At 75.5% G+C, this 1,516-nt stretch carries 1 protein-coding gene; it reads left to right on the top strand.

Features of this window, described 5'->3' with window-relative positions; all coding sequences use genetic code 11:
* Window positions 1-10: 10 nt before the first annotated feature.
* A partial coding sequence (locus ACIRYZ_RS26795; protein WP_402948638.1) for a type I polyketide synthase occupies window positions 11-1,516 on the top strand: 1,506 nt, incomplete at its 3' end.

The following is a 1,516-nucleotide window of genomic DNA, read 5'->3' as shown; positions in this document are numbered from 1 at the left end:
CGGAGCAGCCATGACCACGCCCCACGACAAGGTAGTCGCCGCTCTCCGGTCCTCGATGAAGGAGACCGAACGGCTGCGCACGCAGAACCGCCGGCTCCTGGCCGCGGCCGCCGAACCCGTCGCCGTCATCGGCATGGGCTGCCGCTACCCCGGCGGCGTCGCCTCGCCCGAGGACCTCTGGGACCTCGTGGCGGGCGGCACCGATGCCACCGGCGGCTACCCGGACGACCGCGGCTGGGACCTCGGCGCGCTGCAGGACGCCGGCGTCGACGAGCGCGGCACCCGCGTCTCGCGGCGCGGCGGCTTCCTCGACTCGGTGTCCGGCTTCGACGCCGACTTCTTCGGCATCTCGCCGCGCGAGGCCGTCTCCACCGACCCCCAGCAGCGCCTGCTGCTGGAGACCTCGTGGGAGGCCTTCGAGCGGGCGGGCATCGACCCGAGCGGCCTGCGCGGCAGCCGCACCGGCGTCTTCCTCGGCACCAATGGCCAGGACTACGCGTACCTGCTGGTGCGCTCCCTGGCCGATGCCACCGGCGACATCGGCACCGGCATCGCAGCCTCGGCCCTCTCCGGCCGCCTCTCCTACACCCTCGGGCTGGAGGGCCCGGCGGTGACGGTCGACACCGCCTGCTCGTCCTCGCTGGTCGCCCTGCACTGGGCGGTCCAGGCACTGCGGGCCGGCGAGTGCACGCTGGCCGTCGCGGGCGGCGTCAACGTGATGGCGACGCCCGGCTCGCTGATGGAGTTCTCCCGGCAGGGCGGACTGGCCTCGGACGGGCGCTGCAAGGCGTTCGCCGACGGGGCCGACGGGACGGGCTGGGCCGAGGGCGTCGGCGTGCTGGTGCTGGAGCGGCTCTCGGACGCCCGCCGCAACGGGCACCGCGTCCTCGCGGTCGTGCGGGGCTCGGCGGTGAACCAGGACGGCGCGTCCAACGGCTTCACCGCGCCCAACGGCCCCTCGCAGCAGCGGGTGATCCGCCAGGCGCTCGCCAATGCCGGGCTGGCGGCCGCCGACGTCGACGCCGTCGAGGGCCACGGGACGGGCACCCCGCTCGGCGACCCGATCGAGGCCCAGGCCCTGCTCGCCACCTACGGGCAGGGACGGGAGGACGGCCGGCCGCTGTGGTTGGGCTCGGTCAAGTCCAACTTCGGCCACGCCCAGGCGGCCGCCGGGGTTGCGGGCGTGATCAAGATGGTGCAGGCGATGCGGGCGGGCGTGCTGCCGAAGACGCTGCACGCTGACACGCCGTCCTCGCGCGTGGACTGGTCGGCGGGCGCGGTGCGGCTGCTGGCGGAGGCGCGCGAGTGGCCGGGGGGCGAGCGGCCGCGACGGGCCGGGGTGTCCTCGTTCGGGATCAGCGGGACGAACGCGCACGTGATCGTCGAGGAGGCGCCGGCGGAGGATGCGCCGGAGGCGGCTTCGTCGGTCGTGCCCGGCGTGGTGCCGTGGGTGGTTTCGGCGAAGTCGGAGAAGGCGCTCGACGCGCAGCTGGAGCGGCTCGCCGGGGTCGGCGGC

Source organism: Kitasatospora sp. NPDC101155, assembly GCF_044768305.1.
Taxonomy (GTDB): Bacteria; Actinomycetota; Actinomycetes; order Streptomycetales; family Streptomycetaceae; genus Kitasatospora.
This window is presented reverse-complemented; position numbering and strand designations above follow the sequence as displayed.